This is a genomic window from Vibrio celticus, from assembly GCF_024347335.1.
In the GTDB taxonomy this organism is placed as follows: Bacteria; Pseudomonadota; Gammaproteobacteria; order Enterobacterales; family Vibrionaceae; genus Vibrio; species Vibrio celticus.
Map to the genome: position 1 here is coordinate 3,208,927 of NZ_AP025463.1, position 15,956 is coordinate 3,224,882.

The 15,956-nt window shown below is 43.4% G+C and carries 12 protein-coding genes; all 12 read right to left on the bottom strand.

From position 1 onward, the window contains the following. The 12 genes from OCV19_RS14345 to OCV19_RS14400 all read right to left on the bottom strand — a co-directional run bounded on the left by OCV19_RS14345 (nucleotide 1) and on the right by OCV19_RS14400 (nucleotide 15,888). The gene (locus tag OCV19_RS14345) at nucleotides 1-813 is read right to left on the bottom strand and encodes a carbon-nitrogen hydrolase family protein (RefSeq protein ID WP_065676157.1); all 813 of its coding nucleotides are present in this window, start codon (nucleotides 811-813) and stop codon (nucleotides 1-3) included. 95 nt (nucleotides 814-908) lie between these two features. After that, nucleotides 909-4,784, bottom strand: a complete 3,876-nt coding sequence (locus OCV19_RS14350; protein ID WP_065676158.1) for a YhdP family protein — start codon at nucleotides 4,782-4,784, stop codon at nucleotides 909-911. 10 nt (nucleotides 4,785-4,794) lie between these two features. Next, complete coding sequence (rng, locus tag OCV19_RS14355; protein ID WP_050634998.1) at nucleotides 4,795-6,264, bottom strand: ribonuclease G; 1,470 nt, start codon at nucleotides 6,262-6,264, stop codon at nucleotides 4,795-4,797. Between the two features lie 20 nt (nucleotides 6,265-6,284). Continuing rightward, entirely contained in the window at nucleotides 6,285-6,908 is a 624-nt protein-coding gene (locus OCV19_RS14360; RefSeq protein ID WP_065676159.1) for a Maf family protein, read from the bottom strand. Between the two features lie 7 nt (nucleotides 6,909-6,915). Continuing rightward, a complete protein-coding gene (mreD, locus tag OCV19_RS14365; RefSeq protein ID WP_017061361.1) occupies nucleotides 6,916-7,404 on the bottom strand; it encodes a rod shape-determining protein MreD in 489 nt (162 codons plus the stop codon). Then, nucleotides 7,394-8,281: a rod shape-determining protein MreC gene (gene mreC / locus OCV19_RS14370; RefSeq protein ID WP_065676160.1), complete on the bottom strand. Its 888-nt coding sequence runs from the start codon at nucleotides 8,279-8,281 to the stop codon at nucleotides 7,394-7,396. Before mreC ends, mreD begins: the two co-directional genes overlap by 11 nt. A 94-nt stretch (nucleotides 8,282-8,375) precedes the next feature. Continuing rightward, on the bottom strand, nucleotides 8,376-9,419 hold the full coding sequence (locus tag OCV19_RS14375) for a rod shape-determining protein (protein WP_017068734.1): 1,044 nt from the start codon (nucleotides 9,417-9,419) through the stop codon (nucleotides 8,376-8,378). Nucleotides 9,420-9,566: 147 nt separating this feature from the next. After that, nucleotides 9,567-13,826, bottom strand: coding sequence for a DUF6701 domain-containing protein (locus OCV19_RS14380; protein WP_240508198.1), 4,260 nt, complete (start codon nucleotides 13,824-13,826; stop codon nucleotides 9,567-9,569). Continuing rightward, the gene (locus tag OCV19_RS14385) at nucleotides 13,823-14,260 is read right to left on the bottom strand and encodes an MSHA biogenesis protein MshP (RefSeq protein WP_065676161.1); all 438 of its coding nucleotides are present in this window, start codon (nucleotides 14,258-14,260) and stop codon (nucleotides 13,823-13,825) included. The genes OCV19_RS14380 and OCV19_RS14385 overlap by 4 nt, the downstream gene beginning before the upstream one ends. After that, nucleotides 14,250-14,993: a PilW family protein gene (locus OCV19_RS14390; protein ID WP_065676162.1), complete on the bottom strand. Its 744-nt coding sequence runs from the start codon at nucleotides 14,991-14,993 to the stop codon at nucleotides 14,250-14,252. The genes OCV19_RS14385 and OCV19_RS14390 overlap by 11 nt, the downstream gene beginning before the upstream one ends. Further along, nucleotides 14,993-15,379: a type IV pilus modification PilV family protein gene (locus tag OCV19_RS14395; protein WP_016797206.1), complete on the bottom strand. Its 387-nt coding sequence runs from the start codon at nucleotides 15,377-15,379 to the stop codon at nucleotides 14,993-14,995. The genes OCV19_RS14390 and OCV19_RS14395 overlap by 1 nt, the downstream gene beginning before the upstream one ends. Before the next feature lie 2 nt (nucleotides 15,380-15,381). Then, the gene (locus OCV19_RS14400) at nucleotides 15,382-15,888 is read right to left on the bottom strand and encodes a prepilin-type N-terminal cleavage/methylation domain-containing protein (RefSeq protein ID WP_065676163.1); all 507 of its coding nucleotides are present in this window, start codon (nucleotides 15,886-15,888) and stop codon (nucleotides 15,382-15,384) included. Between the last annotated feature and the right edge of the window lie 68 nt (nucleotides 15,889-15,956).

Genomic DNA, 15,956 nt, shown 5'->3' on the forward strand with positions numbered 1-15,956 from the left:
TTAAAATTGATTGGTAAATCGAGAGTGTTGCGCGATGGGCATATTTTGCCTAATGGACTCGCAACTGGATGTGTCTATCTCAACCACCATACTTTTAGGATCTTGGTCTAACTGTGCGACCACTCGTCCCCATGGATCAACCACCATTGAGTGTCCCCATGTCTCTCTTTGGCAAGGGTGTTTTCCGCCTTGACCTACCGCGACAATCCACGACTGTGTTTCAATCGCGCGGCATCTTAATAATGCTTCCCAGTGCGCTTGACCCGTTACCGCTGTAAAAGCCGCAGGCACCACAATGATTTGTGCACCTTGCTTACGTAACTCTGAATACAAGTGTGGAAAGCGCACATCATAACAAATACTCAAACCTAAGCGACCAAAAGGCGTTTCCGCTGTCACAACTTGGTTGCCCGGAGTGAAAATATCCGACTCTCGATAGCACTTATGGGCGTCAGCGACATCCACATCAAACATGTGTAGCTTGTCGTAATGAGTAACGAAGCAACCAAAATCATCAATCACCAAGGCTGTGGTCGTCACTCCGTTAGTTGTACTTATCGGCATGCTACCAATGACGATCCAAATTCTGTGAAGCTTTGCTAGCTCAGAGATTTTCTTTTGCAGTGGACCATCATTTAAAGGCTCAGCATACTGGTGATAGTCGGCTTTACTGCCAAAGACTAACGCGTTTTCAGGGCACACAACCCACTTAGCCCCCAACCCTTTGCACTTTGCAACTTCTTGAGCAAGGTACTCAAAGTTCAACTCAGGGCTAGGGCCAGATGTCATTTGAATCAACCCAACACAATCCATGTGTATCGCTCCTCCATTCATTATGATTCAGAAATCAGCATTTCACCGTATATTAGCTGATTAGGATACTAAGGTCTTTTCGGCTAATTTAAGGTTTATTCGGCTAATTTTCTCAGCTTCTCTGGTAGCTCGAACTCGCCAGAGCTACGAGAAAGCTCACTCACCGTTGGTGAATCCAATGGTCCTTTCACCGAATAATTTACTTGGGTAAAGACTTCCACAACTGGCGAAATAACTGTGGTCACCGCCAATACGTACAGTGCCGTTTGAGGGGTTACCGCAAAGGCCGTTAACACAGGAATACCCGAGGTAATATCTGGGGTAAAGTTCACCTCAGCATCAACCTGACGCGTGTTGAGGTTAGCGATACCTTTGATTTTCATCTCACCGGCGACCGCATCCATATTCAGATCATTGGTCAGAAAGATACCATTTTGAATCTCGCCCGTTCCGGTAATGCTATTGAAGGCCATACCTTTATCAAACACGTCTGAGAAATCGAGCTGCATCTTACGGATGATCGAATCTAAACTAAACAGACCAAGCAATCGAGCTGCACCGCTCACATCCGAGATAATGCCTTTACCAAACTTGGTTTTAACGTTGCCATCAAGGGTATCCATTTTGATACCCCAAGGCGAGCCATCCCAATTCAGTTGACCTTCCAACGCAAATGGCGCCTTTTGAATCCCGGAAGTAATACCGAAGCGCTCCATGAGTTCACTGTTGTTTTCACCTTCAACATCCACGGTTAACGATGAATGACTCTTGTCACCTTGCAGTTCCCACCAGCCACTCACATCCGCTTTGTTGCCGCCGCTTCGAACCTGGATTTTGTTCCACTCGATACGGTCTTCGTTCCTCGTCATTTCAACATCGACCTTACCAACCTTGTAGCCTTGTAGCCAAAAATCGTTCAACGTCAGGGTCAGGTTTGGCATCGCATCGTGGATCTCTCTATCCAATTTGGAGATCAATGGCGCAGCTTGTTCTTTACGTTGCAGCAGCTGCTGATCTTGGTTGTTCTTATCACTCCACTCAGGAACAAACAGATGCAGACGATCCAATGAAACCGTCAAATCATAAGGAGGCAGGTAGTTAATATCCCCTTCCAGCTCTTGGCTAGACACTTCCATTTGCCACGCTTGTTTGTTCTTACGAGCACTAAAATCGACATCATTCCAAGAAATACCGCCTAAGATCAGCTCTTTACTCTCAAAGGTAATACGGCTTGGCGCAGGTATGGTTGGCGTGTTCATTTGACTAAGCACAGCCGTTGAAGGCTTTACCGGTTCAATTACAACCGATAACCAATCATCGGCATTGAATTTGTCAGTACGAATCAGTGCGTGATGGCCAACAACCGGGCTAATTTTGTAGCCACCGCGACCGAGCACTAAGTTGGTCGCCGTTAACTCAGGAACATCACCTGTAATATCAATCTCAGCTTGGTACTTGGTGTTTGGTAATTGCAGACGCGCGGTAATCGCTTCTTGATTGCCCGATGCCTGTAGCCTTGCAGAGCCACTTTCTAGTGATTTTTTCGCCAGTGGATACGGGTAATCGCTCGCCAGATATTTTAGATCAGACTGTAAATCAAGTTGGTAAGTAAAGCCGATATCATTAAGTTGGATATCAATCTGGCTTTGCCATTGCGCATGACCTGACAAGCGACTTAACCATTGCTCACCAATGTAAGGTTCTAGAGGCTTAACGTCCCAATCACCTAACACATCAATATCAACTGCATAGCCAGGACCATCATTCAGGCCTTTAAAATCAAGCGAGATACCTTGGTTAAGCAAGTCTGCAGCGAGGCCATTTGCCGTCACTACGTCATTATCAAATTCAATGCGACCCGTAGTGTTCTCAAGCACCATTGGCGGCGCTTCAATCTCAACATGGTTGCCACTTAAGTCGGCATAACCCCACGCTCTTGCTTCTTTTTCAGAATCAAACGGAATATTCAGCTGAAACTCAGAAGAGACATTACCACTCACTTGAAGTGCGGTTAACGCTGCGCCTACTGAACCCACCAGTGGCGAAGACGTCATGTAATCGCGCACTGCATTGCCTGACGCCGTCGCTTTAGCTTCAATCTCAATATGTCCGCCTTCCCCTAAATAAGGAATGCGTCCAGTGATCCGGTCGGCTGTCACATCCATCAGTTGAGCTGAACGAGAATCCAGATGCATCGCATCATTTTCAAACAACAGATCAAGCTGAAGCTCAGTAATCAATGGCCACGCGGTATCAAAGCTGAATTTCGCATCTTCTAAGCCAACCCAAACCTGGAAAATACCATCGTGGTTAGTGTATGGGTATTGAGACAAATCACCATGCCACAACAGTTTTACGGTATCCGCTTTACCGGCTTGAATCGCAGTTGAAAGGTAGTCTGTTAGATCTTGCCCAAGAGCCAGTGTAGGTAAGTAGCGCCATGTTTCACCGACATTGTAAGCGTCCGCTTCGCCGTAGAAGGATAAAAACGGGCTCGCATCTTTTGGGAAGTCTAAGCGGAATGCGCCTAGTACTTGTAAATCTGGCGTTGCCGCTGTGATTTTGTCCGACCAAAGCTTCCAGCCGTTTTCATCTTGCTGCCAAACAATATCAACCTGACCTTGTTTGATATTCAAAGGCGCTTGGAAGACGTCACCATAAGGAAACACATCGTCAATAACGTGCAGGCTAGCTTTCGCTTCCGAAGTCGAACCGAACACACTGCCGGACACTTGGCTAAAGCCTGGGACTAACTCCCACTGCTCGATAGCAAGATCAGAAAAACTGGCTGAATAACGTAAACTGTCAATTCCTGAATCCATAGAGACACGGATATCAGAAACAGTGCCGCCCGGCGCCAATATGTTAATCATTTTGGTTGATTGTTCAGAGTCAGGCAGTAGCTTAATCAACGGAGTAATGGTCGCAATATCCAACTCGGAAACGTTGAGTTGCCATGGACCTTGGTTCCACTTGAACGCTACGTCGAGTTCCGGCCAAGGTGTGTCATCCGTTCTAAGGTTTAGTGAGTGACCATTTACTTGCCAACCATCATCAGTCGGAGATAACTTAAAGACACCGGACTCAAGCATGAGGTCATGCTCGCCATCTTCGTTCCACGTCAATTCTGAGGGTAACACCTCAACATAAGCGCTTACTGGTTTGCTATTTCGCAGCGTAAGCCAGCTATTTAAGCTCACAGTACCCGTTTCAATGCCGGATTCCGCCTGCATATAATGCGTAAGCCATGGCTTAACCGAAATGCTGTCGGCACTGACATAAAACTCACCAGTCACATCAGTCAGTGACCCCCCATCAATAAAGTTAGCACTCACTGACAGAGAGTTTAGATTGGCATCTTTGATACTCACCACACCTTCCGCAAGGTGATGTTTGTCTGAGTTTTGCCATTTTAAGGTTTCTATATCGAGCTGACGTTCTTCACCCGAAACAGAGTGATAAAGAATAGAAGAATCTTTTGCAGTTACATCGACTAGTGTTTTTAGCAGTAAATTATCGAGCTCTTGCATCGCTCGCAGGGAAGAGCCAGAATCTTTAGGCTCGTCTTTTCCGTTTTGTCCGGCAAACAGATCAATTGAGCGGATATCAAGATACATTTGATTCATGACCAAGTCGGCCACAACCGGACGCATCTGCACAACCGATTGAATCAAGTCAAACTCGACTTCAACACGCTCGACAGAAAAGCTCACATCTTCTGCATTAGGAAGACTGGCTTTAACGCCTTGCAGAACAATAGAGGGGTGAGTGTTACGCCAAAAACCGCCCACGTCTTGAATCGAAAAATCAAAACCGGAATGTTGGTTTACCCAAAGCTCAATTTCAGATTGATACTTGTTTAAATTGGGTAAGGCTACACGCAGTGTAGTAACGGCAATGGCTAGCGTTACTAAGAGAGTAACCACTAACCATAAACATGCACGTAGAATCAAAGTAACGCTTGAGCTCACAAAATTTCCATTACATCATAACAACATCAAACTGCTCTTGTATGTACAGAGGCTCAGCCTGGATTTTAACTTGCTTACCAATGAAGACTTCAAGCTCCGCAAGCGCATGAGATTCCTCGCCCTCTAACGCCTCAGCTACGGCAGCTGCCGCATAGACCACAAATTTATCGGCGTCGTACGCACGGTTCACTCGCGTGATCTCTCGAAGAATTTCATAACAAACGGTTTCAACTGTCTTCACACTGCCACGGCCTTCACAAGCAGGACAGCTCGAACACAGAATATGCTCAATACTTTCACGAGTACGTTTACGAGTCATCTCAACCAAACCAAGCTGTGTGAAGCCATTAATATTGGTTTTCACACGGTCTTTGTCGAGCGCAGCCTCTAAAGAAGTTAGTACTCGCTTACGATGTTCCTCAGACAACATATCGATAAAGTCGATAATGATGATGCCACCTAAGTTACGCAAACGCAGCTGACGAGCAATTGCTTGTGTCGCTTCTACGTTGGTGTTGAAAATCGTCTCTTCTAGATTACGACGACCAACAAACGCGCCAGTGTTGATATCAACAGTAGTCATCGCTTCAGTTTGGTCGATAATCAGATATCCACCAGACTTTAATTCGACTTTACGATCCAATGAACGTTGAATTTCGTTCTCGGTATCGTACATATCAAAGATAGGCTTATCACCTTCATACAGCTCAAGCTTGTCTGTAAGCTCAGGCACGTATTCAGAGGTAAACTCTTTTAGGTTTTCATATTCTAGACGAGAATCGACCTGAATCTTGCTCAGCTCAGTACCGACGAAGTCACGTAAGATGCGTTGGCTTAGGCAAAGCTCACCATAAAGACGAGTGCGCGCTTTGTGTTTACCACGACGCTCTAATACTTTTAGCCATAATCGCTTCAAGAATGCGGCATCTTGTGCCAACTCATTTGAGTCTGCACCTTCTGCTGCTGTGCGGATGATGAAGCCACCGTGTTCGTCACAGTAACGAGACACGACTTTTTTAAGACGGTTACGTTCAGACTCGCTGTCGATACGTTGAGATACACCAACATGACTTGCGCCCGGCATAAATACCAGATAACGAGACGGTAGAGTAATATCAGTGGTTAAGCGGGCACCTTTAGTGCCAAGAGGGTCTTTGACCACTTGCACCACAATGTCTTGCCCTTGACGAACAAGCTCTGAAATATCACGAACCTGAAATTGCTTCTTTTCGTTTTCAGCGACACATTCAGTGTGTGGGACAATATCAGAGGCGTGTAAAAAAGCTGCTTTCTCAAGGCCTATATCCACAAAAGCCGCCTGCATTCCCGGAAGAACACGGCTTACACGTCCTTTATAGATATTTCCTACGATACCACGTCGAGCATCTCGTTCGACATGGATCTCTTGAAGAGCCCCCCCTTCAATCATGGCCACACGAGTTTCACTCGGGGTCACGTTCAGCAACAATTCAGCACTCATGGTGCACCTCAGATTAGTAATTATAAGAATTCTTGCAGTAGCTGGTCCGTTTCAAATAAAGGTAAGCCGACAACGGCGTAATAACTACCTTCGATTCGGGTAACAAAGCGTCCACCCAAACCTTGGATCCCATAGCTACCGGCTTTATCGCATGGCTCCCCTGTTTGCCAGTATTGTTCTATTTCTTTTTCACTGAGGGGTTTAAACCATACGTCGGTAATAATGATTTCTGTTCTTTGTTTTTCTTCTGAAACCACAGAAACCGCAGTCATCACTTGGTGACGTTCATTCGCTAACTGAGTAAGCATGCGCTTAGAGTCAGCAAAATCGGTGGGCTTCTCAAGCACGTGCTCTTGGCTTACGACGACTGTGTCAGAACCAAGAACGACTATATCAGAGCCAAGAACTACAGTATCAGAACTAGGAACGACATGCTGCCTTTCAGAAAGGTTATCTTTCAATAAAGACAACGCAGCTAAAGCTTTATCTAAAGATAGTCGCTTAACATATTCTTCGGCGGTTTCTTGAGCGTGTTTACACTCTTCAACATCGGTTACGAGGACAGAAAACTCATAACCGAGTTGAGATAGTAATTCTTTGCGGCGCGGAGAACCGGATGCCAAAACTAAATGTTTCTTTTCCATCGTCACGCTACCTCACATGCCAATGACGACGCACGCGTCTCATTAATAAAAACATCCAAGGCCAAAGTATACAGTTTATCAATGCGCTCCATAACGATAACGGATTGAAAACAACATCTTGGATCAAATATTCACCAAAGAAGATCAACACCTCAAACAAGACCGTTAACGCGGCAATGATCATCGCTTGCTGCCATAACGCCATGTTACGAATGACGAGGAAGTTCATCGCAATAATGTACATCACTATTGCCATCATCATGCCTCGAATACCCAGAGTAGAGCCGATCAAAAGGTCCCACAATAAGCCTAGAATCAAAGCACTACCCACGTTAACACGATGCGGTAGAGCCAAAACCCAGTAACACGTAACCAGCAGTAACCAAGATGGTCTAAAGAGATCTAAGCTACCAGGCCAAGGGATCGTCTGCAGAATCAGAGCTATTAAAAATGAGCAGAAAATTACTACCTTGCTTCTCAAAACGCTATTGGCCATCTTCGCCCTCTAACAATGCTTGTTCTATGCTCGATTGATCCGCTTGCATCTGTTTGTTTTCATCAGGCCATACAAGCAGCAGGTATCTGAGCTTATCGAACTCAACCACAGGCTCTGCTTTAATCACAGCGAATTCACGTTTCGGGTCGTAATCAACGGCAGTAACATAGGCGACTGGATAACCTTCTGGATATACACCACCAAGACCCGATGTCACCAACAGATCTTCTTCTTGTATATCGGTACTGGTTGGAATGTGCTCTAGTTGGATCTCATCAATCATGCCATTACCCGAAGCAATCACACGGATGTCATTACGAATAACCTGTACAGGGATCGCATTGTTTGCATCAGTGAGTAGTAACACACGACTGTTATGAGCAGCAACGAAAGTGACTTGGCCGACGATGCCTTTTTCATTGATCACAGGCTGACCTTCATACACTCCATCAATCTGACCTTTGTCGATCACGACTTGATGACGATAGGGTGAAGTGTCTACCGCCATAACTTCTGTGACGACTTTCTTCTCATCACGGATAAACGGAGACCCCAACAGCTTACGAAGGCGCTTGTTTTCTTCTTGATATTGCTCAAGCAGAATCAGCTCGCTCTTAAGACGCAAGACTTCTCGTTTAATATTATGGTTGGATTCAATTAACCCTTTGCGAGTGCTAAAACGGTCGTAAACACCATCGAACATAGTGCGAGGCAAGTTGGCTGCATATTGAATAGGCGCAACCATGCTGTTTAATAGATAGCGAACATTTGAGAAAGCATCTAAACGACTATCAGCCAGCATAAGGCTGACTGATAAAATTACAGCAAAAAACAGGCGCAATTGTAGAGAGGGACCTCTACCAAAAATTGGCTTCATTCTATATTTGGTCCTAGAGCTACATTTGATCCTATAGACAAGGTCCTAGGCTCTTTACATAAAACTAGATAATAAAAGAGCCTAACACTAGATATTATTCTTCGCTGAACAGATCGCCGCCGTGCATGTCGATCATCTCTAGAGCTTTACCGCCACCTAGAGCAACACACGTTAATGGCTCTTCTGCAACAACAACAGGGATACCTGTTTCTTCTGTTAACAGACGATCAAGGTCTTTAAGTAGTGCACCACCACCTGTTAGTACCATACCGTTTTCTGAGATATCAGAAGCCAGCTCTGGTGGACACTGTTCAAGTGCAACCATCACTGCAGATACGATGCCAGATAGAGGCTCTTGAAGTGCTTCAAGGATTTCGTTTGAGTTTAGGCTAAAGCTACGAGGCACACCTTCTGCAAGGTTACGACCACGTACTTCGATCTCATTGACTTCATCGCCTGGGTAAGCTGAACCGATTTCGTGTTTGATCTTCTCTGCTGTCGCTTCACCGATCAAGCTGCCGTAGTTACGACGAACGTAGTTGATGATCGCTTCATCAAAACGGTCACCACCGATACGTACAGAAGACGAGTAAACCACACCGTTTAGTGAGATAACCGCAACTTCAGTAGTACCACCACCGATATCAACAACCATTGAACCTGTTGGCTCAGAGACACGTAGGCCAGCACCAATCGCAGCAGCCATAGGCTCATCGATTAGGTAAACCTCACGAGCACCAGCACCTAGCGCTGATTCACGGATAGCACGACGCTCAACTTGTGTTGAACCACAAGGTACACAAACCAAAACACGAGGACTTGGTTTAAGCACACTGTTGTCATGCACTTGTTTAATGAAGTGCTGAAGCATTTTTTCCGTTACGTAAAAGTCGGCAATTACACCATCTTTCATCGGACGGATCGCTGAGATGTTACCAGGCGTACGACCAAGCATTTGCTTAGCAGCGTGGCCAACAGCAGCGACACTCTTTGCAGAACCCGCACGATCTTGGCGAATAGCTACAACTGAAGGCTCATCAAGAACAATGCCTTGGCCTTTTACATAAATAAGGGTATTGGCTGTACCTAAATCAATCGATAGGTCGTTTGAAAACATGCCACGAAGTTTTTTAAACATATTCTTCGCTCATCCTGCAAGAATTAGAAGACAAAAATTGTTTTAAATGTACCAATGCCTTGCTGTTACGGCAAGGCATTGAAGTACAAACATGGACTGAAACCCGCAATTTCTTACAGATTCCTAACTTAAGGGGCAAAAATTATATTATTGCTGACCTGTTAAGCCACTTTCACCTCGGTAGATCACACGATCGTTACCGCGGTAGATACCGAATGTGACAACGGTGGAGGGGTTTTCTTCATCGGTACCATTTTGATCCCAATCAAACATAAGCCAAGGCAGGGCGTTAGTCGTAGAATTGAGCTCTTGCCAGATTTCAACCTGCTCCCTGGTTATAAAATTAGGATCTTGTTTAGCCGTAAAACCATTTGATACCCCACTTTTAACGTCTGCATATCCTTGCAAGGTAACTGAAGTTGTTGCTCCCTCAGGCCAGATAACTGTGGGGCTTCCATCAATCTCAGAATCAATATCAGTAAAACTATCCGATGCGTTATTAACGAATGCGTCACCATTCCAGTATTGGACTTGCAGTGGCACCGTAATATCACTACCTTCGACACCACCCACATCATTCATGTTTACGCGGCCGAATACAACTCGTGGGTGTTCATCTGGCAACTTTTGAATAACAGCACCATTAGCGAACTGAACTGGGTCTTGAGCTAGAGACTTAAATACTTCAATAGAAGTAATTCGCTCGCTACTTCCATCGAATTCGTCATTGTTCACATTAAATGGACCATCAGGAACAAGGTCCGCTCTCTTCGACCAGTTAATAACTGAACTTGATAACAGCCAGCGACTTCCTATGTAAGAAGAAGCAATAGCCAGATCCGCCGCATCCGCATTAACCAATCTGCCATCATTATCTTTTAGAGAAAAGACAGCTTGGTGACCAGCAGCAAATTCACCATAGTTTGTCGTCTCATTCTCTAAGAAACTATGCGCTGCTACTTCAGCTTTTACACTATCGAACTCTTGATTCATATAGGTGAAACTTTGATTGTCTGGATCGTTCCATGCGTTACTCATCACTTGAAAATAGTCTGGATAGAAGCGGCCAATCATTGAACTACCTTCACCTTCGATAGCGGATTGTAAGTAGATCACCGGTGGAGTAATAAACTCCAATGTACCAACCTCATCCCAATTGTACTTAACCGTTAATGTGGGTCTTCCTGGTGAAAAATTAGTTGGTTCACTCGTTACAGGAGTTATGCTCCCCAAAATAGCACTAGTCGTTTTAGGATCCGGATATACAAGATCTTTAACAACAGAAAGCGGGCCACTATCTTCCGCATAATTTGTCGCTAAAGGGTAGCTACATTCTTGGGTACCAATACTATAAATAATCGGCTTATACGTAACATCGAAAGGCTTACCTGATGAGACGAAACCTGAAATAGGACTACTCAGTGTTTCGCCATTCTCTCCTAGAACATCACAAACAGCAATTTTCCAAGGGCGTGCTTGAATAGTAAAATCGCCCTGCAAATAACCATTGTAAATGGGGCAATCAACATCAGTTTGCGTCGAGCAATCAAACCCTCGGTCAAAAATGGTTGCAGTTAACTCACCAGAGTTATCAAAAGAAACCACGACATCAGATACACTACCACCAGAAAAATCCATATCAGCAACGCTCAGTGCACCATTCCCACCAACAGGATCCGTTTTTATCTCAACATTATCGTTATCCAAATTCGCCCTGTAATTAGAGACAATCGCTGAAGAAGCGCCACTACAACCAAGCACGCGCACATCAATTTTACGTCCAGCTCCTGCTGTCATACTGATAGGTTGTTGTTCCCAAGAACTCGCGTCACTAGGTTTGATATCGAACTTGTACGGTACGTAACTAATCGTCTTTTGCTCTGCATTTATAGGTACTGAATCAACAACCAGTGAAGCATCTAAAGTAAAGTTACCGATCTCATCAACTGCATTGTCAACTCGATATTTAGCAATCCCTCCAGATTCTGAAAGAAAAGTAATATCCAGGTCTGAATTACCAGAAAGCAATGTTGGTTGGTAACCGCCAATCAACTTATTTTCCTCATCGAATATATGAACCTGCACCTCATTCTGTGGCGATCCCTCACATATCAAATGATGATTGGAAGGCTTAATTTCAATATACTTAACAACAGGTAGGGTGGAACCACACGAGTAATTCGGCTTTTCAATTTTTTCGCTACCAGACTGAAAAATAAGGTTATTACTGGTCACAGAACCATAAATATACATCCCATTATCCATCGTTACCTTTCGACCCAACACATACATGTAAGATTCATCACTGCTTTTCAAGTAAAAGTCAGCTTCCGGCCCATATAGAACCAACATAGCTTGACTGTCAGCCTGAATATATTTGACTAAATTAGTGTTGCCAAATGAGCTCTCAACATTTATGCGAGCAAAATCACCATACTTGATTGAGACAACATCACTACCATTAACCGTGAAATCACCGACTGTAAGCTTTTGGTTATTTGTTAGATTTAACGTCGCTTTCCCTTTCAGTTCGAGGTGGTTTATTTGTAACTCACCGTCAAGATAAACTGAAAAATCCTTGTTCCAAGCATCTATCGTTAAGCTAGTAAAATCCTTGTGAATATAAATATTATCCCCTAGGTAACTACAGCTTGCGTTTTGTGAACTTGTTGGATTGTAAATAGAGCATACGTTTTGATAATTATAAGCATCTATCTCTAACGCATTTTCTAGGATATTTTTATAGTTAATACCTTCTGGTGAATCGACTTTTCTTTGTTCCAGTTTGTTATCATCATTTCCCACATCACAACCTATACCATCACAAATGGAATTTGCATTTAATTGCCAAGGAGTAGATGTATTATCAAAACCCAATCTTAATAAATCACCGTAGCTTAAATGATTATAAGTATATAGTTCTCGATATGAATCAGACCAATTGGATAGCCTAGACATGTTATTATTGATATTTATTGTACTATTTTCCCCCTTCCACCCTTGCGCGGGCTCGGGGAAGTACTGACAAACATCAAAATCGACAGGCTCTGGCTCTGCAAAAGCAAAGAACCCTACAGATTCAGGTCTGCCATGCTTTCTATCAGTGTAATCCTCTTCAAAGATAAAACTAAACTGATCATCTTTGGTTAAATCACACAGCCTCAACCAACCACCATCACCACCCGTTCGGCTTTGTTTACTTAGGATTACGCCATAAGATGAAAAATCATCACCTAATGGTAAGTAATTAGTGTTACACGAATTAGATAACAAATTAGGTTGTCTAAATGTTCCACTTGGCGCCGAAAAGACAAATGCCTCGTTATTTTCTGTTGTTCCGGTTTGCGGCAATGCTGCGATATAACCAATTGTTTGAGACACTGAAGGAAATACATTTCGCCGCCCCAACTCTAAAGCAGCCTTAAAGCCACTAGAGGAAACACTATTTGTTTGAATTGCAGACGTCGCCCATAGATCATTTTGAGTAAGCTTTTGCACTTGAGTCAAAACAATAGGAGTTTCATTATTTCCAAATGAACTGTCAAACACCACGTTTTCCCAGCCTGTATCGCCTCCTCCTGCCTTCTGATAAAGTTGAGTATCGATAGTATTTACTAAAGCTTTTTGATTGCTACGTGGATCAAACTGAACATAACCAGGTTCTGCAACTAAATAAAATATAGGCTCCATGCCGAATTCATTATTATCAAACCCTAATGGCATTTTCTGTACAATCGTTGCGCTTTCAGTTCCTACAGACTGAACAAACGCAGCAGATGGATTATCATCACTTAATTTATCACGGTTAATTGATGACATTAGAAATACAATCGGCGTAGTTCGAAATTCAATATCATCAAAGTTAATCGTACAACCGTTATAACACTCGCCGGCGGGTACTTGACCAAATTTAAAGCGAGCATCTTGGTAAAAGACTGGAGGTGGCTCGATCGGTGGAGGATTTACTATTGATTCGCAGCGAATATTAGTAATTGTCATATTCGAGGATTCGTTAGGATATAGGGAACCGTTAGTAATATTTTTGTAACTTGTATCTTTATGCTCCCAACCTCCAACTGTAGGTGCAATTTCTCTCAAATAATAATCGCTAGCGCCAGTATCTTTACTGTGAGTTATTTTCACTTCATATGTATGACCATCGTTTAATTCTGGCTCATTAAATATGTAACTATTTCCCGACTGTTCTGTCTTTGTATACCAGATAAACTCTTTAGGCTGATTAGCATTTTTATACATACGAACATACTGCCACGTTCGCGAGGCTGTAACAGTAAAGCTAATGGTAAAATCATTTTGTCCAGTAACAGTGCAAGATGCTGCCATAGCTGTTGGAGGTATAAAAACTACTATTAATGAAAGTAGACATACATAGAACACCTTGATCATTCTCTCACCCACACTTCTTGATTGCGTTGAACTTGGCTAACTCCCGAACCACAAATAACCGAGGACTCAAGAATATAAAAACTCATACCACCTAACCGGCCACGATTCTCACACTCTAAGCGGTATAGTTCGCAAGAGACTGTCGCACTTTCAACTAAACTCTCAGCAAAATTACTAATATCGACAGGCATTGGTTTTGCGCACGAAGCGGACACAGCAGAAGACGCGGCAGGATCAGGATAGAACTGAGTCATCACATACTCATTTACAGAATGACTCAACAGCCAAGCTTGAGTTCCCATAACTGAGCGGGTGTTGGTATCGTGGGTTGACCAACTGGTACGCGTTAAACTTGTCGCAAGAAAGCCAACAATAACAATCACAAAAATAACAATGACAAGTGCACTACCACGCTGTTGATAATTACGGGACATTTAGCACCTGCACTTCTTGTTCAAAGGTCGTGGTTTCATCATTAACAGTAAATGTAAGGGTTAGATCTACAATTCCGTTTTGCTGAACCGTAGCCGGAGAATATAAAAGGGAGCTTTGAGCAACATTTAATTTATCACTAATGATAACTGGCGCTCCACCATTGGCTCTTGTTAAAAAATTATCGCCAGAAAGGCAGTATTCAACAGGGTTAGCATCATCAAAAATATAATGCCTATTACTCACAGATCCTCCCACCAAATCACTTGTCTGATCGACCAAGGTAAATGCCGCTCCTGAGACATTTGTACCTGTAGCTTGGCTGACATTAGTTAATGGGAATACATTATCGATATTATTAATTTCTTCGTAAGGGCGCGTTGGGTTGATAACCATTGATAAATTTTGCAGTGATTGAATATCACTATCTGAATCGCTTACTAAAAAATTAATATCTGCCCCAGACTCCACATAGAAACCAGAGTCTACGATTGGGTAAAAAGAGACACACCCACTCGATACTGCAGAGGGGAATAGATTTGGTACCGCATGTCTCATCTCACGCGATATTTTTTCAACAACAAAATTGGCTTCAGTTTGTAAGCGATAACGTTCTACCGTACCAAAATAACCTTTTACACCCACTTCCGTGAAATTAGCTAAACCGAGCAACAGAATACTAGATACAACGATCGCTAAAATCAGTTCGATCAATGTAAAACCTTTGATTCGCATCAGTAGTTCCCCTTAAAAGCACTAAAGCTCACTGTTGGTTGCGTACTCGCTGTAACTTCAACAATGACAGATTTAAGGTTATTGCTCGCTCCTGAGACTGCCTCTATAGATACCTCTATTTGAAAATTCGAGTAAGTAGAGGCGTCTTTTATCAGGTTGCTTAGATCCGTTTCACCATCAAACGTATCAATATCCGTATAGCTTTGAGCAAGTAACCTAGACATAACACTACCACCTAATGCTGAAGCTCGATTGTAGTAGCTTGCATCGCCAGATTGAGCTGACTGCGGTGCTAGGAAAGAGGAAAGAGTAAGCGCCGCAAACCCCAGTAAGACGATTACAATCACTGATTCTATTAAAGTGAATCCTTTGGCATTGGTTGTCATTATCAACACCCTCCTATTTCAGCAGAAACGAATCCTTGTTCATTGATACATACCCAAACACGGTTACTAGTGTTTCCTTGTTCACTGATTGCAATGCCTACTCCGGCGGAAGCTGCAAATAAAGGGTTACCAAGGAGATCAAATTCAAGAATATTCTCGGTGAGGTTTGGCTGGTATTCGAAAGAGTATCCGTCATCCATCACACGATCACTTCTTGGATCTGTATTTTCATCAGAGGAGCACGCATTAGCAGAGCCCAAGCAATTACCATTGGCAGATAGTTGAAAGTTAGCTTGATCTAGAGGTGATGACGAATCAATATTTGATTGCATTCGATTGACTTGAACTTGCCTTACAACTGAGATGGCTTGATCTTGCAAAGCGTAGAGTTCAAAGCTACTTCGACCCGACATACGTGAGACAGCCGTAATAGATACGATGGCGAGGATAATGATAACGATGATCAGCTCTACCAGAGTAAAGCCTTTAGATATGGTACAGCTATCCATAGTGAACCTCTAACTACCTAGCGAATACTGATTATATAAGATAATGAAGCTTTCTATCTTATGTATAT

Coding starts and splice junctions, on each gene's coding strand:
- rng (WP_050634998.1), bottom strand. CDS start 6,264: ATGAGTGCTGAATTGTTGCTGAACGTGACCCCGAGTGAAACTCGTGTG.
- OCV19_RS14385 (WP_065676161.1), bottom strand. CDS start 14,260: ATGTCCCGTAATTATCAACAGCGTGGTAGTGCACTTGTCATTGTTATT.
- OCV19_RS14380 (WP_240508198.1), bottom strand. CDS start 13,826: ATGATCAAGGTGTTCTATGTATGTCTACTTTCATTAATAGTAGTTTTT.
- OCV19_RS14360 (WP_065676159.1), bottom strand. CDS start 6,908: ATGGAAAAGAAACATTTAGTTTTGGCATCCGGTTCTCCGCGCCGCAAA.
- OCV19_RS14345 (WP_065676157.1), bottom strand. CDS start 813: ATGGATTGTGTTGGGTTGATTCAAATGACATCTGGCCCTAGCCCTGAG.
- mreC (WP_065676160.1), bottom strand. CDS start 8,281: ATGAAGCCAATTTTTGGTAGAGGTCCCTCTCTACAATTGCGCCTGTTT.
- OCV19_RS14375 (WP_017068734.1), bottom strand. CDS start 9,419: ATGTTTAAAAAACTTCGTGGCATGTTTTCAAACGACCTATCGATTGAT.
- mreD (WP_017061361.1), bottom strand. CDS start 7,404: ATGGCCAATAGCGTTTTGAGAAGCAAGGTAGTAATTTTCTGCTCATTT.
- OCV19_RS14395 (WP_016797206.1), bottom strand. CDS start 15,379: ATGACAACCAATGCCAAAGGATTCACTTTAATAGAATCAGTGATTGTA.
- OCV19_RS14390 (WP_065676162.1), bottom strand. CDS start 14,993: ATGCGAATCAAAGGTTTTACATTGATCGAACTGATTTTAGCGATCGTT.
- OCV19_RS14400 (WP_065676163.1), bottom strand. CDS start 15,888: ATGGATAGCTGTACCATATCTAAAGGCTTTACTCTGGTAGAGCTGATC.